This is a genomic window from Hippea alviniae EP5-r (assembly GCF_000420385.1).
Classification (GTDB): Bacteria; Campylobacterota_A; Desulfurellia; order Desulfurellales; family Hippeaceae; genus Hippea; species Hippea alviniae.
In genome coordinates this window covers 771,491-790,696 of the sequence record NZ_ATUV01000001.1, presented here as the reverse complement: position 1 = coordinate 790,696, position 19,206 = coordinate 771,491, and the positions used below count along the sequence as shown (strand labels likewise).

At 37.0% G+C, this 19,206-nt stretch carries 17 protein-coding genes; 14 read left to right on the top strand and 3 right to left on the bottom strand.

Annotated features, from left to right (window positions below; translation table 11 throughout):
• The first annotated feature begins 12 nt into the window (after positions 1-12).
• Complete coding sequence (locus tag G415_RS10690) at positions 13-1,668, top strand: WSC domain-containing protein (RefSeq protein ID WP_022670342.1); 1,656 nt, start codon at positions 13-15, stop codon at positions 1,666-1,668.
• Between the two features lie 311 nt (positions 1,669-1,979).
• On the opposite strand, the gene clpB is transcribed toward G415_RS10690, so the two are convergent.
• Both clpB and G415_RS0104180 read right to left on the bottom strand, forming a co-directional pair.
• Positions 1,980-4,586, bottom strand: a complete 2,607-nt coding sequence (gene clpB / locus G415_RS0104190) for an ATP-dependent chaperone ClpB (RefSeq protein ID WP_022670341.1) — start codon at positions 4,584-4,586, stop codon at positions 1,980-1,982.
• A 76-nt stretch (positions 4,587-4,662) separates the two neighbouring features.
• Positions 4,663-5,106 carry an Hsp20/alpha crystallin family protein gene (locus tag G415_RS0104180; RefSeq protein WP_022670340.1) on the bottom strand — a complete coding sequence of 148 codons (444 nt, stop codon included), beginning with the start codon at positions 5,104-5,106 and terminating at the stop codon, positions 4,663-4,665.
• Between the two features lie 206 nt (positions 5,107-5,312).
• Between G415_RS0104180 and G415_RS0104175 the strand changes: the two genes are divergently transcribed.
• The 10 genes from G415_RS0104175 (at position 5,313) to G415_RS0104130 (ending at position 16,032) form a co-directional block, all read left to right on the top strand.
• Positions 5,313-6,155, top strand: a complete 843-nt coding sequence (locus G415_RS0104175) for a DnaJ C-terminal domain-containing protein (RefSeq protein ID WP_022670339.1) — start codon at positions 5,313-5,315, stop codon at positions 6,153-6,155.
• A 3-nt stretch (positions 6,156-6,158) separates the two neighbouring features.
• Entirely contained in the window at positions 6,159-6,545 is a 387-nt protein-coding gene (locus tag G415_RS0104170; protein WP_022670338.1) for a MerR family transcriptional regulator, read from the top strand.
• A gap of 95 nt (positions 6,546-6,640) precedes the next feature.
• A complete protein-coding gene (locus G415_RS0104165; protein ID WP_155825432.1) occupies positions 6,641-7,084 on the top strand; it encodes a phosphate-starvation-inducible PsiE family protein in 444 nt (147 codons plus the stop codon).
• A gap of 1 nt (position 7,085) precedes the next feature.
• Complete coding sequence (locus tag G415_RS0104160; RefSeq protein WP_022670336.1) at positions 7,086-8,819, top strand: proline--tRNA ligase; 1,734 nt, start codon at positions 7,086-7,088, stop codon at positions 8,817-8,819.
• Positions 8,816-10,186, top strand: coding sequence for an aminopeptidase (locus G415_RS0104155; protein ID WP_022670335.1), 1,371 nt, complete (start codon positions 8,816-8,818; stop codon positions 10,184-10,186). Before G415_RS0104160 ends, G415_RS0104155 begins: the two co-directional genes overlap by 4 nt.
• A complete protein-coding gene (locus G415_RS10685; RefSeq protein WP_022670334.1) occupies positions 10,186-12,294 on the top strand; it encodes an HD domain-containing phosphohydrolase in 2,109 nt (702 codons plus the stop codon). The genes G415_RS0104155 and G415_RS10685 overlap by 1 nt, the downstream gene beginning before the upstream one ends.
• Positions 12,291-13,685, top strand: a complete 1,395-nt coding sequence (pepD, locus tag G415_RS0104145; RefSeq protein WP_022670333.1) for a beta-Ala-His dipeptidase — start codon at positions 12,291-12,293, stop codon at positions 13,683-13,685. Before G415_RS10685 ends, pepD begins: the two co-directional genes overlap by 4 nt.
• On the top strand, positions 13,685-14,179 hold the full coding sequence (gene mobB, locus G415_RS0104140) for a molybdopterin-guanine dinucleotide biosynthesis protein B (RefSeq protein WP_022670332.1): 495 nt from the start codon (positions 13,685-13,687) through the stop codon (positions 14,177-14,179). Before pepD ends, mobB begins: the two co-directional genes overlap by 1 nt.
• The gene (locus tag G415_RS0104135) at positions 14,180-15,220 is read left to right on the top strand and encodes a glycosyltransferase family 4 protein (RefSeq protein WP_022670331.1); all 1,041 of its coding nucleotides are present in this window, start codon (positions 14,180-14,182) and stop codon (positions 15,218-15,220) included.
• Positions 15,217-16,032: a lysophospholipid acyltransferase family protein gene (locus G415_RS0104130; RefSeq protein ID WP_022670330.1), complete on the top strand. Its 816-nt coding sequence runs from the start codon at positions 15,217-15,219 to the stop codon at positions 16,030-16,032. Before G415_RS0104135 ends, G415_RS0104130 begins: the two co-directional genes overlap by 4 nt.
• Before the next feature lie 26 nt (positions 16,033-16,058).
• Here the strand turns inward: G415_RS0104130 and G415_RS0104125 are convergent, their stop codons facing one another.
• On the bottom strand, positions 16,059-17,042 hold the full coding sequence (locus tag G415_RS0104125) for an Rpn family recombination-promoting nuclease/putative transposase (protein WP_022670329.1): 984 nt from the start codon (positions 17,040-17,042) through the stop codon (positions 16,059-16,061).
• A 111-nt stretch (positions 17,043-17,153) separates the two neighbouring features.
• Between G415_RS0104125 and G415_RS0104120 the strand changes: the two genes are divergently transcribed.
• From G415_RS0104120 to moaA, 3 genes are read left to right on the top strand one after another with little or no spacing between them, the layout of a single operon-like run.
• Positions 17,154-17,684, top strand: a complete 531-nt coding sequence (locus tag G415_RS0104120) for a D-glycero-alpha-D-manno-heptose-1,7-bisphosphate 7-phosphatase (protein WP_022670328.1) — start codon at positions 17,154-17,156, stop codon at positions 17,682-17,684.
• Positions 17,654-18,253 (top strand): thiamine phosphate synthase, encoded by a 600-nt coding sequence (gene thiE, locus G415_RS0104115; RefSeq protein ID WP_022670327.1) that lies wholly within the window; start codon positions 17,654-17,656, stop codon positions 18,251-18,253. The genes G415_RS0104120 and thiE overlap by 31 nt, the downstream gene beginning before the upstream one ends.
• Entirely contained in the window at positions 18,241-19,206 is a 966-nt protein-coding gene (gene moaA, locus G415_RS0104110; protein ID WP_022670326.1) for a GTP 3',8-cyclase MoaA, read from the top strand. Before thiE ends, moaA begins: the two co-directional genes overlap by 13 nt.

Below are 19,206 nucleotides of genomic sequence, written 5' to 3'. Positions count from 1 at the left end.
GGGAGGAAAGCAGTGAGTAAAAAAAGCGTTATATTAACTATTTTGCTTATTTTTGTTTTGTCGGCTTTCTCTTATGCGAAAGTCACAGGTATAAGGATAGATAACTTCAAAGCAAAGCCTTCGAATAGTAAGATTCTAATAGAAGTTAAATTTACAGCTTATGGATTAAATACACCTATACCCGAACAGGATAGTGTTGAAGCATGGCTTGAAGTTAAAGAGTCTTCGCATCCTATATACCCTGTATTCTGGGAGTATTATAATTTGGCCAAAGGGTGTCTTGCAAAGGGAAAATGGTGTATTAACAAACAGGATAAGGATGGTGTGGGCATAAAAAAGATTTCTTTGGGTTCTTTGGTTATAAGGCCACCTACTGTTTGGTTAAGATATGGTGGTTTAGGTCAGTGGGAGAAGAAGGCACCCGATTCTATTTCTGGAGAGATTAAAAAAATTATATCTGCTGAATATCAAGGTAAAGAAGCAAGAGTTCATCTTGCACTCAAACATATTACAGGTGGTCCAAATGCGGCTTGGCCTTCTATTGTCTATTATCATACAGCTAAAATAATTCATTTGCCTTTTGTTGGAACTGTGGCTAATAATCGTCCAAAAGTGAGCGTTGCAGCTCAAAATAGCGAAGGCACACCAACTAATAGCAAAAAACAGGCTAAGCAAGTTTTAAGCATCTCCTATCTTGGTTGTTTTAAAGATGGTTCAGCAAGGGATTTATCTGGCTTTTCTGTTCAAGATTCCAAAATGAGTATCGGAAAATGTAAAGATATATGCAGAAAACATGGATTTTTATATGCGGGTGTTCAGTATGCGTCTTGGTGTTTCTGTGGCAACTATTATGGAAAATATGGCAAAAGTAACAATTGTAATATGAAATGTTCAGGCGATAAAAGTCAAATATGTGGTGGAAGCTGGGCTAATAGTGTTTATCTTACAGGATTAATTAATCCAAAGAGTGAAATAGTATTTGAGAGTGATATTGATAGGATGGGTATGGATTATAAAAACTTTGAACTTAACAGTGCTAATCCAATACTTTGCAAAAATGCGTGTTATAGAGAGTCTAAGTGTGTTGCTTGGACTTATGTTAAGCCGCATGTTCAATCGAATAGTGCAAAATGTTGGCTAAAATACGCTGTTCCTACACCTTCTTTTAACAAAAACTGTGTGTCTGGTGTTAAGGATATAGTTAAATTAATGCCTGAAAAATTTAAGATAAGGGAAAGTTGGGGGAGCATATTTAAGGTTTATCGATGCAATCCAACAATGATACCTAACTCTAATCAATATTTTGGATGGAAAAATAGGGCTATAAAAATCGGCGATGCTAACCCGCCATCTTTTGCTTCGGGTGTCTTGTATTTGCATCCTATTACAATAGTTGACCCAGCTGTTTTGGAAGGAGATATTAAGATAACAAGACCCGATGAGAAGATGATTGTAAGAGTTGCAGGTAATAAAAATGGAGATTTTCTCTTGATTGTTAATGTAAATAGAGTGAATATCTTTAGAAAAATTATAGACGGCAGAAAATGGCATCTCGTCAGTGTGCCCTTGTCAAAATTCTACGGCAAAAATGCTCATATTAGGATTATAGGATATGCCAACAACTGGTATTTTGAATACATTTTTATAGATTATGTGAAGTTTGAATAATTATGTTGGGGGAAGAATAAGCCGCATTTTATATTTTCCCTTTGATTTGGTTTTATCAGCTCAAAGTAAATATCTCCCGATCTTTATTTGGGTGCTGGTGTTATGTTGCGCGCTATGCCGTTTATTATTCCTATCCCTCGTTGTCTTGCTAATTTTTATAGTCTTCGTAGGTGTATTTTTTATCTTCTGCTTCTGCCCATTTGGTCTTCTTGATTTTGTCTATATTATTTGGATTGAAGGCTTAAAGTTAAGGTGGGTAAAATAAAAAGGGATAGCCGCAAAACTGCGACTATCCCTTGTAAGTTTTTCAATTAGGCTTTTTTGAAGACTATCTCGTTGTTTTCTATGTCTGCGAAAATCGTGTCGCCTTTTACAAAATCGCCTTTTAGGATTGCTCTTGCTAATGCGTTCTCAAGCTTGTTTTGTATGTATCTTCTTAGTGGCCTTGCGCCATAGACTGGGTCGAATCCTTCATCTGCAATTCTCTCTATCAGAGCATCGCTTACTTTAAGCTTGTATCCAGCTTCTTCAACCTTCTTCATTGTCTTGTTGAGCAGGAGTTTTACGATTTGCTTAATCTCTTTTCTGCCGAGCGGATTGAATACTATAATCTCATCAACCCTGTTTAAGAACTCTGGTTTAAATCTTCTCTTTAGCTCTTCTTCGACAGCTAACTTAGCCTTTTCGAACTCTATTTGATACGCTTCTGTGCCAGGTTCACCTTTTATGCGTGTCAAATACTCACTCCCTATGTTGGATGTCATGATGATGACGGTATTTCTAAAGTCAACTGTAACGCCTTTGGAATCCGTTAATCTTCCATCATCAAGCACCTGCAATAGGATGTTAAATACATCTGGATGAGCCTTCTCTATCTCATCGAGCAAGATTACAGAGTAAGGCTTCCTTCTTACTGCTTCTGTGAGCTGTCCACCTTCGTCATATCCAACATAGCCGGGTGGTGCACCGATTAGTCTTGCAACGGAGTGTTTCTCCATATATTCGCTCATGTCTATTCTTATCATTGCTCTCTCGTCGTCAAACAGATACTCGGCTAATGCTTTGGAAAGCTCAGTTTTACCTACACCTGTTGGACCTAAGAACATAAACGATGCTATAGGCCTGTTTTTATCGGACAATCCAGCTCTTGAGCGTAGGATTGCATCGCTTACGGCTTTTACAGCGTGGTCTTGACCTACAACCCTTTCTTTGAGCTTCTCTTCCATCTTTAAGAGTTTTTCTTTTTCGCTCTCAAGCATCTTAGAAACTGGGATACCCGTCCATCTGGAGACGATTGCAGCAACTTCTTCTTCTGTAACTTCTTCTTTAAGCAGTCTATTTTCTATTGAGTTAAGCTCTTTCTGTTTCTCTTCAAGCTCTTTCTGTAATGTTGGCAGTTTGCCGTATTTTAACTCACTCGCCTTTTCAAAATCGCCGTTTCTTTCTGCTATTTCTATCTGAGTTTTTACCTTGTCTATCTCTTCTTTTATCTTTCTTATCGATTCTATCAAGCCCTTCTCATACTGCCATCTTGCTTTTATCTGGTTAAGCTCTTCTTTGAGCTGGCTCAACTCTTTTTCGAGTTCTTCGAGTCTCTTTTTGGAGTCTTCGTCATTCTCTTTCTTGAGTGCCTGACGCTCTATCTCAAGCTGGGCAATCTTTCTGTTTAGGTTATCTATTGGCTCGATATCACTTTCAAGCTGAGTTTTTAGACTTGCTGCTGCTTCGTCTATTAAGTCTATTGCCTTGTCCGGCAAGAACCTGTCTGTTATGTATCTATGACTTAGAACCGCTGCTGCAACAAGTGCAGAATCCTTTATCCTTACGCCATGATGAAGCTCGTATTTCTCTTTCAATCCTCTTAGAATTGATATTGTGTCTTCGACGCTTGGTTCTTTTACGAATACTGGTTGAAATCTTCTCTGAAGAGCAGCATCCTTCTCTATATACTTCCTATACTCTTTCAGCGTTGTTGCACCGATACAGCGCAGCTCTCCCCTTGCGAGCATTGGCTTTAACATGTTAGATGCATCCATTGCACCTTCTGCTGCACCGGCTCCAACGACTGTGTGAAGCTCATCAATGAATAGTATGATTTTACCTTCTGACCTTTTTACTTCGTTTAAGACAGCTTTTAGTCTCTCTTCGAATTCACCTCTAAATTTTGCACCTGCAATCAGTGCACCCAAGTCAAGCTCAATTAATATTTTGTCTTTCAAACTTTCTGGAACATCGCCGTTTGCTATTCTCTGAGCTAAACCTTCTACTATAGCGGTTTTACCCACGCCCGGTTCACCTATTAAAACAGGATTATTCTTTGTTCTTCTTGAGAGTATCTGAATTGTTCTTCTTATCTCTTCGTCCCTTCCGATAACCGGGTCTAATTTTCCGCTTCTTGCAAGTTGGGTTATGTCTCTTCCGTATTTTTTCAAAGCTTCGTACTTCTCTTCTGGGTTTTGGTCTGTAACCCTAACACCGCCTCTTATATCAACTAAGGCCTTTAGAAGTTCATCTTTTTTGATGTTGAAATATTTGAAAACTTCAGCTGCATCGCATTTTTCGGATAGAGCAATCAAGAAATGCTCAACCGAGATATACTCATCTTCCATTAAGCGCATCTGCTCTTCGGCTCTTTTGAACACATCATCAAGTTCTTGAGTTATATAGAACTGTGTTGATGTTGAGCCTGTAAGCTCAACCTTTGGTATTCTCTCAATAAGCTCATCTGTGTATGATGCAAATGCTGATACATCGATGCCTAATTTCTTCAAGATAGAGACAGCAACACTCTCTTTGTCAGAGATTAATGCTCTTAAAAGGTGTAAAGAACCTATCTGCTGATTTTTGTGAGAATCTGCAATCTCTTTTGCAGTTTGTAGGGCTTCCTGCGATTTTACCGTTAGTCTGTTTATATCCATCTCTTCCTCCTTAATATTTTTTTATTTTTGACGGCAAAACCAAAAGGGGCTAAAGCCCCCTTCAGCATTACCGTCATTACTTTTCTTCGCTTTCAATAGGAATTTCTTTTGGTTTGGACTCTGGTTTCTTTGGCAGAGTGATGGTTAATACACCATCCTTATATTTTGCCTTAATACCTTCAACATTTACATTGTCCGGCAGCAAGAAGCTTCTTGAGAAGGAACCGTAGCTTCTCTCCATTCTGTAGTAATTCTTGCCTTCTTCCTTCTTCTCGAACTTTCTCTCACCGTAAATTGTAAGAGTGTTGTTCTCAAGGTTAATCTTTATATCTTCCTGCTTCATTCCAGGAGCTTCAACTTCAATGTTTATTGCATCCTTTGTCTCATAGATGTCAACTGCTGGTATCCACTCACTGGTCTCTCTGCTTTTTAAAGCATTTGGCAAAAGGTCATCAAATACCTTGTTTAATCTCTCCTGAAGAGTTGTTAACTCTCTGAAAGGCTCCAATGCGTTCAGCATGGCTTTTCACCTCCTTCATTCTTTTTTTGTTTCCGAGACTAAATATAACCCTGATAGTAATATTGTCAAGGTCAGAAATAAAATTTTTTTGAATTTTTTGTTTTTCCTATTATAAATAGGAATTTTTCATTTTTTCTAACCTTGACAATTATACTATTAAGGTTATATTAATAGGTGCAACTTTAAGAGAAAAAGGAGAGTGAGCCATGAGAGACCCATACGAAGTATTAGGAGTTTCAAGGGATGCAACAGAAGAAGAGATAAAAAAAGCATATAGAAGGCTTGCAAGGAAGTATCATCCTGACTTAAACCCAAACAATAAAGAAGCTGAAAAGAAATTCAAGGAGATAAACGAAGCATACTCTATACTTTCTGACCCGAAGAAGAAAGCCCAATACGACCAGTTTGGATTTGCTGGTTTTGAGTCTGAAGGTAATGCCAACTATGACTTTAGCAACTTTAAGAATTTCCACTTTGATTTCAATTTCGACAATGCAGCAGGTTTTGATATAGGTGATTTGTTTGAGAATCTCTTTGGTGCAAGGAGATACTCAAACTTTAGAGACACCTATGAACCAAAGGGTGCCGATATCTATTATACGATGGACCTTGATTTTGCAGATGCTGTAAAAGGCACGACTATAACATTAAATATTAACGGCGAAAAGGTAAAGGTTAAGATACCCGCTGGCATTAAAAATGGAACGAAGCTGAAGGTTAAAGGTAAGGGTCAACCAGGCCCTGGTGGTCGTGGAGATTTGCATATAATCGTCAATGTGAAGGAAGACCCGAATTTCGAGCTAAAAGATGGTAAACTTTATACAAACTTTGAGATACCTTTGACGACTGCTCTGTTTGGCGGTTCTGCTAAGGTTAGAACGCTTGATGGCGAAGTTACGATAAAAATACCGAAAGGAACTCAGTGCAATCAAGTGTTTAAGATTAAAGGTAAAGGAGTAAACGGAGAGCCGCTTTATGCTAAGGTTAAAGTCAATATTCCAAAAAATGTGAAAGAGACAGAAGAACTAAAAAGAGCATTAGAGGGTTAAGCCATGAGAGTAAAAAAGGGTTATTATACGATAGGTATGGTTGCTGAGATTTTGAATATCCATCCGCATACTTTAAGGGAGTACGAAAGGGAAGGGCTTATACGACCCAAAAGAACAGCCGGAAATATAAGGCTGTTTACCGAAAAGGATATAGAAGATATAAAGTTTATTCGTGAGATGACACAAGAGCTGGGTGTTAATTTAGCGGGTGTTGATATAATTATGAGAATGAAAAGACAGATAGAGCAGTTGCATCAGGTTATTGAAAACTTAGAAGAAGCCCTAAGAAAAAGGATAGAAGAAGAGATATCACGCAAGGGCTCTTTGGTTGAAAAGAAGGCTTCTCATCCTGCAAGGGTTATCGAGATAAAGATAGAAAGGGAAGAGTAGGCTCTCTTCTTTTCTCTTTCTCTTCTATTACTCTTGGGAATTTATTATCACTATAACTCTTGACCTTAACTTCTTTTTTCTATATCCTGCTTAATGTGAAGGTTGACCTTGTAAAGAAGGCAATGGATGTTATTTTATACATACTCTCTATTCTCATTCTAATAGTAATAGTTTTTTATTTAATCAAACTTGTTTGGGAATTAAAAGATGTTGTTATGAACTTCCCACCTTCGAATAAAACCATGTCCAAGGCTGTTGAAGAAGTGTTAAATCTGTTCGTGCTGATAGAGTTTTTTAGAGGGGCTATATCGTACTTTGACTTTGAAAGAATCAAACTCTCATACATTGCAGATGCTGCCATTGTGTTTATCTTAAGAGAGCTTATGATAGCCACATTCTATCATGAGCTTGAGTTTAAGATGGCGATAGCCTATTCAATAGTTATTGCAGCTGTAATAGGTATGAGAACATTAACAATAATATACACGCCAGATAGAGAAAAATTTAAAAAGTTAATAAAAAACGCTCGGGAGAGGTAAGATGCGCTATTCTAAAAGTTTCATATATACTTTGAAGGAAGACCAGAAAGAAGCTGCTATTGTAAGCCACAATTTACTTTTGCGTGGTGGGTTTATTATCAAACTTGCAAGCGGTATTTACAATTACCTGCCATTAGGTTTGCGTGTTATAAGGAAAGTTTCCGATATTGTAAGGGAAGAGATGAATAAGGCTGGTGCGATTGAGATTTTAATGGCTGCTATTCAGCCTGCAGAGTTATGGAAGGAATCCGGCAGATGGAACGATTATGGCAAAGAGCTTTTAAGAATAAAGGATAGAGGAGATAGAGATTTTGTTTTTGGTCCGACACATGAAGAAGTTGTAACAGATATCGTAAGGCGTTTTGTTAAAAGTTATAAGCAGATGCCTATAAATTTGTATCAGATTCAGACAAAGTTCAGAGACGAGCTAAGGCCAAGGTTTGGCTTAATGAGAGGACGAGAGTTCATAATGAAAGATGCTTACAGCTTTGATAAGGACGAAGCGGGCATGGATGAGAGCTATGAGAAGATGCGCATTGCTTACAACAACATATTTAGGCGATGCGGACTTGCTTTTAGAAGCGTTGAAGCTGATACGGGCTCGATAGGTGGCAAAGACTCAGAAGAGTTTATGGTTTTGAGCAATACAGGAGAAGATGAGATAGTTGTCTGTGATAGTTGCGATTATGCTTCAAATACAGAAAGAGCAACAAGTATCTTAGAAGATGAAGCAGGTGAAGAGTTAAAACTTGAAAAGGTTAAAACACCAAACAAAGAGACAATAAGGGATGTGTGTGAATATTTAAATGCGAATCCTGAGTTTTCTGCTAAAGCGCTTGTTTATAAAAATGAAAAGGGTGAAGTATTCTGTTTCTTTATTGAAGGTGATGATGAATTGAATCTTGTTAAAGCTATGCGTGCAACGGATAGTGTTGAACTTGAGATGGTAAGCGATGATGAACTTGAAAAGCTAAATCTAAAGAAAGGTTATATTGGGCCTATAGATTTTCCAAATAAGGATATAAGAGTTATTTGTGATTACAGATTGAAGAATAGAAACAACCTTGTTGTTGGTGCAAATGAAGAAGGTTATCACTATGTCGGTGCAAAATATGGCAGGGATTTTGAGTGTGAATTAGCTGATTTAAGGGTTGTTAAAGAAGGTGAGATTTGTCCTAAGTGCAAAAAGGGAAGACTTAAAAAGATTAGAGGCATAGAAGTCGGACATATTTTCAAACTGGGTCAGAAGTATTCTAAAGCTATGAATGCCACATTTTTGGATGAAAACGGTAAAACAATTCCATACTTTATGGGTTGTTATGGCATAGGAATAGGTAGAACTGCTCAGGCTGCAATTGAACAGAATCACGACGAATACGGTATTATCTGGCCGATTTCCATAGCGCCCTTTGAGATAGAGATTGTCTCCCTTGATACAAGAAACAAAGAGCTTGTTGATTTTTGCGATAGGCTTTACGATGAGATGGTTGATAAGGGTCTTGATGTGTTATATGATGATAGGGATGAAAGGGTAGGTGTAAAGTTAAATGATATGGATTTAATAGGTATTCCTATTAGAGTTATCGTTGGTAAGAAGGCGTTTGAGAGCGGAAAGGTTGAAGTCTCTTTAAGAAGGGATAGAAACAAAGAGCTCATAGAAAAGGACGATGTGATAGATAAGGTGTTAAAGTTAAGAGAGATGCTTTACAAAGAGATAGAGGAGGGCAGAAAATGACAAAGGATGAGATAAAGGAGTTGAAAGAGAAGTTATCTTATAAAAACAGGAATGGTTGGATTGGAAAAGATGATGAGTATCATAAAAATGTTTTTTACTTTGCTGAGAAATACAAAGAGTTTATAGGAAGCTGCAAAACAGAAAGGGAAGTTGTCAGGTTTGTTGAAGAAGAGTTTAGAAGCAGGGCAGAAAAGGACGACTTTTTTATCGTCAATAGAGGCAAGTCTGTTGCTCTAATAAGGATTGGCGACGGTTTTGGTGCAAAAATCATAGCAAGCCACATAGATGCACCAAGAATCGATTTAAAACAGAATCCATTGTTTGAAGATACGGGTTTTGCTCTATTTCATACGCACTATTATGGTGGTATTAAAAAGTATCACTGGTTTAACATTCCACTTGCCATTCATGGAATTATAGTGAAAGGCGATGGTGAAGTTTTGAATGTTGTCGTTGGAGAAGACGATAACGACCCAATCTTTGTTTTGCCAGACCTTCTGCCACATCTCTCTCACAAGATACAGGACGATAAGAAGGTAAAAGAAGCCTTTGAAGCAGAAAAGATGAAGCTAATCGTTGGAAGTATTCCAATAGATGACGAAGAGAAGGATACTGTAAAACTGAATATTTTGAAGATTTTGAACGAGAAGTATGGTATTGTTGAAGAAGACTTTATATCCGCAGAGCTTACGCTTGTTCCAGCATTTAAACCAAGAGATATTGGCTTTGATGAAGGTTTAATTGCTGCATACGGTCATGATGATAGGATTTGTGCATATTGCTCAAAAGAAGCATTCTTTGATGCAAACTCGAAGAAGACAATTGTTGCTTTAATGGTTGATAAGGAAGAGATTGGTTCAGACGGCAACACAGGTGCAAAGTCAAGGTTTTTGCTTGATGTTGTTGTTGAAATCTTGAAGAAGAAGGGCATAGAGCCCAGTTTTGAAAATGTGGGTGAGTTTTTGAAGAGTTCAGAAGTTCTAAGTGCAGATGTGAATGGTGCTGTAAATCCTATGTATAAGGAAGTGCACGAAAAGGATAATGCGAGCTATGTAAACGGTGGCGTTGTTTTGACGAAGTTTACAGGACATGGCGGAAAGTATATGGCAAACGATGCATCAGCTGAGTTTGTTGGCAAAATAAGAAAGATATTCAATGATGCAGGTGTGAATTGGCAGATAGGCGAGTTGGGTAAAGTTGATGAAGGCGGCGGTGGAACAATAGCCAAATATTTAGCTGCATGGAATATGGATGTTGTTGACTGCGGACCTGCTTTAATTTCTATGCATTCACCTTATGAGATTGTTTCAAAAAGCGATTTGTATGAGACATATAAGGCTTATAAGGCGTTTTTTGAAAGTTATTGATGAAAGAGAAGCTGTTTTTAGAGATTATAGAAGATTTACATAGTGGTGAGTTTGAGAAGAATGGTTGGCAATATATACTGAATAAAATTAAAAAGTTGTTCAATATAAATGCGGCGTTTTTTGCGAGCTATGAAGATGAAAGTTTGCTTATTTGTCATTCTTCAGAAGAAGATTTAGACGGAAACAAGGTTGAATCAGATACTGTAGCTGCGAAGACTATTCTCGAAAAGAGTACTTTTGTTGTTAGAAATTATGCTACATGTCAGTTTGCAAGTCAAAAATGGATAGAAAAGGGGATGAAAAGCCTGCTGAGCGTTCCTGTCTATTTCAAGGATAAGGTTTTTGGCGCTTTGCAGGTTGCATCGTTTAGCGATATTAAAAAATTTACACCAAATCAGGTATCTCTGCTTGAAACAATTGCAAGAGTTATTTCTTTTGTTCTTTATCATAAATCTAAAATAGATACTTCAGACAAAATTCTCTCTTTAATGATTAAGGAGTTTGAGTTTTTTTATAGTCAAAATCTGCCGGATTTTTTCAATAGAGAAAAGCTTAAGAGTTGGGTGGTTGCTTATCTTAAAAATATACTTCATATCACAGATGCTAAAGCTGTAGGTTTTATCTTTCCCAATGAGAATATATATGTTGCCATCCATAAGGAAAATAATGAGCTTAGAGTAAGGTTTAGTTTTGAAATAACAGATGAGATAAAAGATTATATTTTGTATCAGATATACGAGAAATCTATAGGTGATATAGTTAGTTTTGATGAGCTAAATAAATACGGGCTCAAACCTTCTTCTGTCTCTAAGCAGATAAACATAAAATCTGGACTTTTTGTCCCTGTTAAATTTAACGATAGGGTTATTGTTGCCGTTGGTTTTGGGTTTGATAGGAAGATAAACATAGATAGGGATTATAAACTTGCTCTTCAAAATTCAGCAGCACACCTAACTTTTATGCTTATTGCTTCAAAGAATGTTTCAATTTTAAACAATGAGCTTGTTGATACGCAAACCAGCTTTCTTGAGTCGTTTATTCTCATGATGGAAGCAAGGGACACATATACGAAAGGACACTCTCAAAGGGTTGCATTCTATGCTAAAAGTATAGCTAAGGCTTTGGGATATAATCAGATTGAGCAGGAGAAGATTTACACGGCTGGCCTTCTGCACGATATAGGTAAGATTGGGATTCCAGATAATATTCTTTTAAAGCCGGGTAAACTTACACCCAATGAGTATAAGATAATAAAAAATCATGCTGAATTTTCGTATCAAATTATAAAAAACATAAAACAGTTTAAGGATATATCGGATTGTGTTAGGTATCATCATGAGCGCTGTAATGGGAGCGGATATCCTAAGGGTTTGACATGTCAGGAAATTCCAGAGTGTGCAAGGATTTTGGCTATTGCTGATGTGTTTGATGCTATAACAACGAACAGGCCTTACAGAAGAAGTCTTGCGCTTGAGAGAGCGCTTGAAGTTATACAAAAGCACATGTCAGATGAGCTTGACCAGAAGATAGTTGAGAAATCCATAGACTCATTAAGGGAAGCATACGAATATCTGAAGAGTGCAAGCAAGGAGAAGTCATTTGTTCCAGAAGAGATAGATAAAATAAGGGAGCAGATATTTACAACGGATTACATGACAGGCCTTTTAAGAAGAAAACAGTTTGTAAGGGCTGTTTCGGATTACATAAAAGAGAGCAGACGGTTTGTTATGTTCTATTTCGATATAAAAAACTTAAGTTATATAAATTACGGATACTCAATGGAGATAGGTGATAAAATAATAATTCATACAGCTGAAGCGTTGAAAAAGAGAGAAGAGATAAGGTTTCTTGCAAGGACGGAGCCTGATGCTTTCTATTTTGTTGTTGTTGGCGTTAGTGAGCCTGCTTTGTATTCTGCAGAGCTTAAAAAGTATGTTAAGGATTATGTTATAGATAAGCTGTCAAAAGAAGAATTTTTTATGAAGGGTTGGAGTAGGATAATTAGTTATTATGTATCATTTTCAGAGTTTGTGCCGGGTAAGAGTGCAGAGGACATGATGTATGAGTGCAAACAGAGAAAAAAGGAGTTTGAGGAGTTGTTGATGTGAGTAGGGTAATAGAGATTTTTAAAGAGATATCAAAGATTCCAAGATGCTCAGCAAAGTGTGAGAAGATTGCAGAGTGGCTTTGTGAGTGGGCCAAAGAGCATGGGTTTTCTTGCAAAAAAGATAAAGCTTTGAATGTTCTAATAGATGTGCCTGCAACGGAAGGCTATGAGAGTAAACCTGTTTATGCTCTTCAAGGTCATATGGATATGGTGTGCGTAAAAGAAGATTGGTCTGAGCATAACTTTGATTCAGACCCGATTGAAGTAATTGAAGAAGACGGCTGGCTTAAGGCAAATGGCACAACGCTTGGTGCTGATGATGGTGTGGCTATAGCAATAGCTCTTGCTATAGCGGAAGATAGAACGGCTAAACATCCGCATCTAAAACTGCTGTTTACAAGCGATGAAGAGATTGGATTAAAGGGTGCTTTAGCTTTAGAAGAAGGGTTTTTTGAAGCAGACAGATTGATAAATATAGATTCTGAAACGGAGAATAAGTTTGTTGTTGGTTGTGCAGGTGGTGAAGATATTGAGATATTTTTGCCCGCAAGGAAAGGCGAAAAAAGGTTTGATAGTGCTTTTAGGGTTGCGATAAGCAATCTAAAAGGTGGTCATTCGGGTCAAGAGATAAACAAAAACAGAGCGAATGCGATAAAACTGATGAAGGAAATTCTTAAAGATGCTGTGTATAACCTTCAGCTCTGTGAGATAAATGGCGGCAAGGCAAGAAATGCTATACCTGATAGATGTGAAGCAGTGGTTTTAGCAAGTTCATACGATACACTTAAGTCTTCGGTTGATAGGATGCTTGATAAGGCAAAAGAGATGTATCCTGATGAAGATGTGAAGGTTGAGATAGAAGAGTTTGAAGCTTGTCAGGAGCCCTTCGAACATGAGAGTTTTAAGAAGTTGATTGACCTTTTGGATAGATTGCCGCATGGTGTATTTGAGATGCTTGATAAAAAGACACCCAAAACTTCAAACAATCTTGCCGTTGTGAAAAGTGAAGATGATAGATTTTTTATAGCAACCAATCAAAGGAGCTTATCCGAGAGTGGATTGGACGAGATAGGTATGTTGATTGAGATTACTGCAAGGGAATTTGGTGCTGAGTTGAAGAGACACAGCAGGTATCCGTCATGGACGCCAAACTATCAATCCGAATTACTTAAAGAAGCAGTTGAGACATACGAAAATCTGTTTGGTGTAAAGCCAGAGATCGAAGTGATACATGCAGGCCTTGAGTGTGGAATTATCTCCGGTAAGGTTAAGGGTATAGATATGATTTCTGTTGGGCCTGATATGGAAGGTGTGCATACGCCGAAAGAGAGAGTAAAAATAGACTCTATTGAGAGAATTTATCAATTTATAAGGGAGCTTCTTCAAAGATAATGGCACTGTTTTTGGGTTTTGTTGGTAATTCTGGCTCTGGAAAGACAACGCTTATAGAGAAGCTTATAAAGATTTTCTCTGAAAAGGGCTATAGGGTTGGTGCAATAAAACACGATGCACACAATTTTGAGATAGACTATCCGGGCAAAGACTCATACAGAATGAAGCATGCAGGTGCGAAGAAGGTTGTTCTTGCAAGTAAAAGTAAAATAGCAATGGTTGAAGATTTGGACGAAGAAATACCACTTAAGGAGCTAAAGGGTATGTTTAAAGGGTTTGATTTGGTGTTGGTTGAAGGCTACAGGCTTGAAGATCTGCAGAAGATAGAAGTGCACAGGAGTCAGGCATCCGAAGGTTATCTGATAGAGCAGGGTATAAAGAACATTGTTATGGTTGCAAGCGATGAGAAGGTTGAGCTTGGTGTTCCTGTTGTTGATTTAAACGAGATAGAGAAGATTGTGGAGTTTGTAGAGAATCTTATATCAAAAATTTAAATGCATATATTGAATATAGAGTCTGCCACAAATTTTTCAGGTGGTGTAAATCAGCTAATAATAAATGTTCTAGGCTTGAAAAAGAAAGGACATAAAGTCTCTGTTGCCTGTGTTTATGGTTCGCCTGTTTATGAAAGGTTGAAGGATAAGGGAATAGAGTTTGTTTTTATTGATGAAGATAAGGTTTTTAAGTCTGCACTTATAATCAGGAATTTTTTGAAAAACAACGATGTTGATATAGTTCATACGCATCACTCAAAGGGTCATAAGATGGGTCTTATTGCCTGTCTATTTAGAAAAAAAGAGAAGCTTGTTGTTCAGAGAAGCGTTATGTTTCCTGCCCTTGATTTGTTTAAATATCACAATCCGCGCATTGATATGTTTTTGGCAAACTCTATAGCTGTAAAGGATGTGCTTGAAAGGTATCTTGTTAATCCAAAGAAGATAAGTGTGATTTACAGTGCTGTTGATTATGAGAAGCTTAAAGGTGTAGATAGAAATAAGGCAAGAAGAGAGATAGGTGTTGAAGGTTTTACATTTGGTGTTGTTGGTAATTATTCTGATTTTAAAGGGCACGATATTGCACTTAGAGCTTTTGCAAAGCTAAAAAGGGATGATGTAAGGCTTGTTTTTATTGGTAAAGATACAGAGAAACTAAAAGATAAGGTTATCTCTTTGGGCGTTGAAGATAGGGTGAAAATCTTTAGTTTTGTCCCTGATGCTTATAGGTTAATAGCGGGATTTGATGTGTTGGTTATTCCGTCTTTGAAGGAGAGTTTTCCCAATGTTGCTATAGAGTCGTTTCTTTTAAAAACGCCAGTTATAGGAACAGATGTTGGCGGGATTCCAGAGCTTCTAAAAGATGGTCGTGGTATAATAGCAAAACCCTATGTTGATGGTTTGAAAATGGCTATGGAGAAGGCTTTGGAGATTGACCTTGATGGTATAAGGAATAAGGCATTTGAGTTTGCTATAGATAATCTAACTGCCGATAAAAAGGTTGAGAAGCTTGAAAAACTCTATTATGAGCTGTTGAAATGATTGTTTATAAAATCCTTAAACTTTTGCCTTTTTGGTTTTTGAAGGCTTTGTTTAGATTCTTGATTTTTGTTGTTTATATCGCACTTCCAAAAAGGAGAAGGATAACGCAGGAGAACATAAAGCTTGCTATAGGTGGCGATTATAAGAGATTGGCTTTGAAGAGTTATTTTTACTTTGCAGATATGATTGCTTTTAATCTGAAGTTTTTGGGTGATAAGGAGTTTATAGAAAAGCACTTCAGGGTTGAAGGCTATGAGAATTTTTTGAAAGCAAAATCTTTGGGTAAGGGTGTTATATTCACAACAGCCCACTTTTCCAATTTTGAGTTTTTGGTTTGTGGATTTGCTGTTTTGAAGGAACCGATTTATATTATGGTTAGGCCGATTGACTCGAAATTTGTGGATAACATTGTTGAGACGGTTAGAGAATCCTGTGGTAATAAAGTGCTTTCTTCTCGCTTAAGTGCGTTTGAGTTTATTAAGCTTTTAAAAAAGAACAGCGTTCTTGGGATTTTGATAGATCAAGCTGGCGGCGATGGTTCGTTTAAGGTTGAGTTCTTTGGAAGAAAAGCTAAGGTTAGCGAGAGTGTCGGAGTGTTTTCATGCAGACTTAAGGTTCCTATTCTGCCTGCATATTTAAAGGAAGAAGACGGAGTATTTACAGCGGTGATAGAAGAGCCTATAATGTGTGATGATAACAAGCCCAAGATGGAAGCTGTGCAGGATGTTATGGATAGAGTATATAGAAGATTTGAAGAGTGGATAAAGAAAGAACCGCATAAATACTTCTGGATGCATAACAGGTGGAAGTAAAACACTTATGTGTTTTAGATGCTGCTTTAGTCTTTTGGTAAAAGCTTCTCTATCTCATCAACACTCTTTGCATCAATAATTGCATCCTTTATGAGTTTAAGTTTTTCAATATCTTTGATTGCTTTTACTGACTCAAACAGAGTGAGACTGTTATTGCCAAATTTAAGCTGCAAGCCTATCTTTATTGCTTCGAGTAATCCCTTTTTCAATCCTTCAACTTCACCTTCCTGCCAGCCTATATATTTGCCTTCTTCTAATCCTTCTTCAAACCATTTCTGTGCAAGTGTTGGCACTTTATCACCTCCAATCTCTTTGAGTGCTTCTTTTAGTTTTTCTTCATCAACAGATCTGCTAATTACAATATACTCCAAAAACAGAAGAAGTCCATTTTCTCCGAAACTTATCAGTGTTTTGAATATAGGTTTGAGTTCTTCTATGTCATCAAATATGTGTTTAAAACTTAAAAGGGCAGCAAGGAGATTTAAATTGTCTATCTTCTCTGTGAGTGTTTTGTCATCTATTCTGTTTGTATCGAAGATTATGCTTTTGAAGTTTAATAGATACTCTTTTATGTTTTTATCTTTTACTGAAAAGTAATCAGAGAAATTCTCAGCCAGATCAAACTTTCTCTTTCCATGATAGAAGATAAAGGGAATAATAGGAGTAAGCTCTTCTTTGTTTTCTATGTTCTTCTCCCAGATAGTCATCATGTATGAGAGTATTTGAATGAGAGTAAACTTATCTGGATATGATTTGTGTTCAAAGAGTATGTAAATTTGAGCTTTTTTATCTTCTTCTCTTGTTTTGCATTCGACAATCAGATCAATATGATGCCTTTTATACTTCTTTGAAATCTTCTCTGTGTCTATAACCTTTATTGAGTTTAGGTCAAGCGATTGCTTGAGTTTTTCTGGCAAAAAAGAGAGAAGAAAATCCCTTACATTTTTCTCATTGCTGAATAGTTTTTTGAAGAATGTATCGTGTGGTTGGGTGAGTTTTGGGTGTTTCATACAAAAATTTTAACATATAAGTGAAGATTAAGCAAAAGAATAAGGTTAAACTTGTTTCATTTTTCTTGAATTTGTATTATCATTGAAAACCTGAGTAGGGGTGTTTAGAAAATGAACAAAGCTGTATTTTTAGACAGAGACGGCACAATCATAGAAGATGTGAATTATTTAAGCAGAATAGAAGATATTAAATTAATAAAAGGTGTCAAAGAAGCGCTTAAGCTTTTGAAGGACGATGGTTATCTGCTTGTTGTTGTTTCAAACCAGTCTGGCATAGGTCGCGGATATTTTACAAAAGAGTTTGTTGATAAGGCTAATGCTGTTTTAAATGAGATGCTTGACGGTTTGATTGATGCGTTTTATTACTGTCCGCATAAACCGGAAGATAACTGCTCATGTAGAAAGCCGAAAACAGCGCTTGTTGATGAAGCAGTTGAAAGGTTTGAAATAGACAGAAGCAAGTCTTTTGTGATTGGCGATAAGGAAAGCGATATAGAACTTGGTATAAATGCTAATATAACACCTATTTTGGTGCTTACCGGTTATGGTAAGAAGTATAAGGATTCAACAAAGGCTAAACTGATTTTTGATGATATTTTAGGAGCTGCTAAATGGATTTGCCAAAAGGGTTTTATGGAATAGTTGACGATAGATTTGGCTGTATTGAATCTGCAAAAAAGCTTATAGAGTTTGGTGTTAAGATTATTCAGTATAGGTGCAAAGGCAAAAGCGATAGAGAGATGTTCTATGAAGCAAAAAAGATAAGAGAGATGACAAAGTCAGAAGGCGTTGTTTTTATTGTTGACGATAGGGTTGACCTTGCCTTGACTGTTGAAGCTGACGGTGTTCATTTAGGTGATAAGGATTTACCTGTATGCGAAGTTAGAAGGATAGTGCCTGAAGGCTTTATTATAGGTTTAAGTGCGCATAGTATTGAAGATGTAGAAAATGCTGACTGTTGCGATTATATAGGTGTTGGACCAGTATTTGAAACTACAACAAAGAAAAATCCGCATCCCACATTGGGTATTGATTTGGCTAAGAAAATGGTTGAGATAAGCAGATATCCAGCTTTTCTTATTGGTGGTATATCACTTGAGAATATTCATCTGATTAAGGATATAAAGGCTTACGGTTTTGTTAGTGTAAGGGATGTGCTTGCAAATGATAAAGAACACTTTGAAAGGATGTTGAAAATATGGCAGAACTGATTGATAAATTCGGTAGAAAGATAAATTATTTGCGTATTTCTGTTACGGATAGGTGTAATTTTAGGTGTATTTATTGCATGCCAAAGGAAGGCATAGAGTGGAAGCCTATGAGTGAGATTTTAAGCTATGAAGAGATAGCTCTTTTTGTTAAAGTGGCTGCAGGATTGGGTATAAGAAAGATAAAGCTTACAGGTGGTGAGCCGCTCGTAAGAAAGGGTGTAGAAAATCTTATTGAGATGCTAAAAAGCATAGATGGGATTGAAGAGATATCTTTAACAACAAACGGCAGTTTGCTTAAAAAATATGCAAAATCGTTAAAAGAAGCTGGCCTTGATAGGATTACTGTTAGTCTTGATACGCTAAAAGCTGAAAGGTTTAAGTTTATAACACGAATGGGTGATTTAAGGGATGTGCTTGATGGTTTTGAAGCAATTGAAGATGCGGGTTTTAAAGACACAAAGATAAACACCGTCGTTATGAAAGGTGTAAATGATGATGAGATATTAGACCTTGTTGAGTTTGCTTTGAAGGTGAAGTGTGATATTCGATTTATTGAGTTTATGCCAACTGATATAGTCAAGGATTGGAGAAGGTATTTTATAAGCATTAGTGAGATAAAGCGTATTATAAAGGACAAATATGAACTTGAGCATTCCGATAAGAAAACCAACGGTCCGTCAGATTATTTCAAAATAGACGGTGGTTTTGTGGGTTTTATTACGCCTTTGTCGAGTGCTTTTTGTTCTGTTTGCAATAGAATAAGATTAACGAGCGACGGTTTTATTCTGCCGTGTCTTGGTCATCCAGATAGGGTTGGAGTAAGGGAAGCCTTAAAAGAAGAAAATGAGATAAAAATAAGCAAGCTTATAAAGTATGCGGTTGAGATAAAACCAAAGGAGCATGCACTTTTAAAGGAAGGCATACACTCAAGCATGGCAGCAGTGGGAGGATAA

Excerpts from the sequence above, each read along its gene's own strand:
- thiE (WP_022670327.1), top strand. The coding sequence starts at position 17,654 with ATGGATTTGCCAAAAGGGTTTTATGGAATAGTTGACGATAGATTTGGC.
- G415_RS0104170 (WP_022670338.1), top strand. The coding sequence starts at position 6,159 with ATGAGAGTAAAAAAGGGTTATTATACGATAGGTATGGTTGCTGAGATT.
- G415_RS0104130 (WP_022670330.1), top strand. The coding sequence starts at position 15,217 with ATGATTGTTTATAAAATCCTTAAACTTTTGCCTTTTTGGTTTTTGAAG.
- G415_RS0104160 (WP_022670336.1), top strand. The coding sequence starts at position 7,086 with ATGCGCTATTCTAAAAGTTTCATATATACTTTGAAGGAAGACCAGAAA.
- moaA (WP_022670326.1), top strand. The coding sequence starts at position 18,241 with ATGGCAGAACTGATTGATAAATTCGGTAGAAAGATAAATTATTTGCGT.
- G415_RS0104180 (WP_022670340.1), bottom strand. The coding sequence starts at position 5,106 with ATGCTGAACGCATTGGAGCCTTTCAGAGAGTTAACAACTCTTCAGGAG.
- clpB (WP_022670341.1), bottom strand. The coding sequence starts at position 4,586 with ATGGATATAAACAGACTAACGGTAAAATCGCAGGAAGCCCTACAAACT.
- G415_RS0104135 (WP_022670331.1), top strand. The coding sequence starts at position 14,180 with ATGCATATATTGAATATAGAGTCTGCCACAAATTTTTCAGGTGGTGTA.
- G415_RS10685 (WP_022670334.1), top strand. The coding sequence starts at position 10,186 with ATGAAAGAGAAGCTGTTTTTAGAGATTATAGAAGATTTACATAGTGGT.
- G415_RS0104125 (WP_022670329.1), bottom strand. The coding sequence starts at position 17,042 with ATGAAACACCCAAAACTCACCCAACCACACGATACATTCTTCAAAAAA.
- G415_RS0104175 (WP_022670339.1), top strand. The coding sequence starts at position 5,313 with ATGAGAGACCCATACGAAGTATTAGGAGTTTCAAGGGATGCAACAGAA.
- G415_RS0104120 (WP_022670328.1), top strand. The coding sequence starts at position 17,154 with ATGAACAAAGCTGTATTTTTAGACAGAGACGGCACAATCATAGAAGAT.
- mobB (WP_022670332.1), top strand. The coding sequence starts at position 13,685 with ATGGCACTGTTTTTGGGTTTTGTTGGTAATTCTGGCTCTGGAAAGACA.
- G415_RS0104155 (WP_022670335.1), top strand. The coding sequence starts at position 8,816 with ATGACAAAGGATGAGATAAAGGAGTTGAAAGAGAAGTTATCTTATAAA.